The sequence below is a fragment of the Paenibacillus sp. An7 genome (assembly GCF_009870785.1).
In the GTDB taxonomy this organism is placed as follows: Bacteria; Bacillota; Bacilli; order Paenibacillales; family Paenibacillaceae; genus Paenibacillus.
On the sequence record NZ_WTWX01000057.1, the window covers coordinates 1 to 2921 of the forward strand.

The window sequence follows — 2921 nt, forward strand, 5'->3', positions numbered from 1 at the left end:
TCAGCGTGGTGCTTACTGGCTAACTTCTTGGCCGGAATTAGAATATACCATGCTGATAAAAATTATGCAAGTCTTTTATTCAAAATTATTAGATTTTAATGTTGTTATTTAAATCTATTATTTACTCAATGTAAAGGATCTTCTCAGAATTAACTCCCTCGTGCAAAAAAATATAGAAATAATTACTTATATGCTCTCTATTTTCGATCTTCTACATATTAACACCCTTTCTTATGAAGAAATGTAGGCAAGATGTGTAGAAATCTTTAGTAATGATTTATAGTCGATCCTATAATCAATGTTTAGATAACATAATTAATGAACATAGCTGCGTACTCTCAAACTCCGTAACGCGACACCAAATTACTTATACAGATACACAAGATACAGAATTCCAAATCCACTCTCTTAATATAAGCTAATATGATTGTAATAAAATTAATAGCTTTCTCATTGCAGAATACAAACTGATTCTATGACTTGCGTTAATTTAGTTTTTTATTTTCGAGGAAATTCTTAGGTTTGTTTTTATAACCTTTCTTTAAGTTAATGAAGCTATTACGTTCGAATTTAATTTTTAACTTTTTAATTACCCGTATAACTACTGCTTATCTATTAAGAAAACTCTTCAGGTGCACTTAGGATTTAATCCTGCTGATTTATGGTACATATATAAATTCACAACCACGGCAGACTTGTCATCTATAATGTTTGAACATCCTCTTCAATACATATGTATTATTCAGGCAGGTTGCTCGGTGAGAGTGATTTCCTTTAAAATTTCTTTAATCTTATGTTGTATTCCTGAGACATGTATTACAAGTCCTAATTCAAATAGAGCACTATTTCTAATCCACTTTTTTTGATTTCTCTGCATGACAGTGTCTAATATAAGGGGTCCCCATTACTATATCTAGAGGCATGCCAAGTTTTAATCTCATTATGGGGTATTGGTGATTCTCGTAACCCTCTCCCAGGGCAGTAGTAAGAAATTTACGTTTGAGTCAGATATGATTCACTACGGTTGATATAACTTGATGATTAGCTTCTTTCGGATTACAGACTTAATTGACAAATTTGGCTTCAAACGCCTTACTCTTTCTTGTTTAACAAAGTAGCCTGCTTCCCTCTGAGCGTCCCCACATCCAAAGGTTAACTAAAATACATGAGTCATATAGTAGCCTTATGTTTTATCTGACCTCTTGATCTAGAATCTAGAGCTGCTTTTCAGCTTAGGCCGTTGACCGCCAACTGTATTAACTGGATCTGTACTTCCTGCTATAGCTAATAACCTTTTAATACTGTGTAACTTCCTCAGTTTTTCAATGTATTTGTAATTTGACCACTAAGATGTCTCCTTTAATAGACAGGAAAACCACTTGTTTTACTAGTACCTGACTTATAAGATAATTCTATTCTGCAGCTTCACAGTCCCCTTGTCTGCTCCAGCTAGATAACTCTTCGTCCCCTCGATGTGCCATTGATTTTCTTTTAACTTAAACTTCTCCGCAAATGGTTGAATAACTTATTCTTTTTTACCCACAAAGATATCCCCACCAAGTCCTTTGTCGTTAGCTGATAATAAAACGAGACTTTTTTCGAGTGTCTACTTTCCCTATCGAGCTAGCTCCTTCTGATTTGAGATTTTAACAAACTTAATCAATCAAATCTAACTGTTTTAAATGCAAAGTAGACAGTGTTAAATGCCAATACTTCCAAGATGAATCAAAATAAGAACTGTATCTCCTTGATATGTATTCATTGTTTCCTTTAACTACTTGCTAATATTTATGTTTTGAACGATCACTTAACATATTCCAGTATTAGTGTGTTTCTATCATCTGTGAATCTTTATATTATTATTTCATTCTAACTGTAGTTTCTCTTCACCTTACTAAATGTAGAACACAATAATCATAACGTTTTAACACATATTATATATCCTGTCACCCTTCTCCCCAATCCCTTCTATGGCCAAAAGTAAGAATAGATAACAAAACAGTCAAACTTCTATTGTATTGGCTTTCGAGGCACTCTGCACAATAGTTCACAGCTCTGACCGTGTTAAGATTCAATCAGAGAAGCATTAAGTCATAAGGCCACTTGCAGCTATATTAATTACTATACTAAGCTTAATACAAGACAGATTGTAATATGAAGTGCGACACCTAGTTCAAAATAAAAAATGGCCCATGGCCGGATTCGTGTAGAATGGAGTTACCACACAACACCTACAAGGAGAATCCGCCATGAGCTACACACATCTTAGCATAATTGAACGCAGTAAACTAGAAGTATTACATCAACTGGGGCTGTCCGCCCGAGCCATTGCTCGTTAATTGGATCGTCATCATTCCACCATCAGCCGGGAACTGAGGAAAAATCAAAGCCTAAATGGTTATCAAGCGGCAGCATCAGAGCATCGTTATAAGTATCTTCGCCAAGCTCAGAAACCTAGAGGAAAGTGGACGGAGACAATCGGAAAAGAAATTGAGCAGCGACTTCACGAAACCTGGTCTTCTGAGCAAATCTCTATGCGTTATAGACTGAAAGGAGAGCCCATGGTTTCGTTCAAAACGATCTATCGCTGGCTTTATGAAGGACGTATGATTCGTAACACCGTTCAGCAGTTAAGACACAAAGGAAAGAGACAAAAACCCCAAGAAAGACGAGGTCGCTTCCGCGTAGGCACTTCTATCAAACAACGACCGAAAGAGATTCGTTCCCGAGAAAGCTTCGGGCACTGTGAACTAGATACAGTCGTGTCTCCAGCCGAGGAAAAAGCAAGGCTTGTGTCGCTACATGTATCGAGCGAAAAACAAGTCTGTACACTATGGAAATTGCTATTGGTGTAGTTGCTGCACATTACCCTGCCCAAACCTTCCAGACAGCTACTGCCCACCGTGGTAAAGAGTTCGCAT

The 2921-nt window shown here is 36.7% G+C and carries 1 pseudogene; it reads left to right on the forward strand.

Annotated features, from left to right (window positions below):
• Positions 1 to 2249: 2249 nt before the first annotated feature.
• Positions 2250 to 2921 (forward strand): annotated as a pseudogene (locus tag GQY27_RS21055) (IS30 family transposase); the annotation flags it as partial.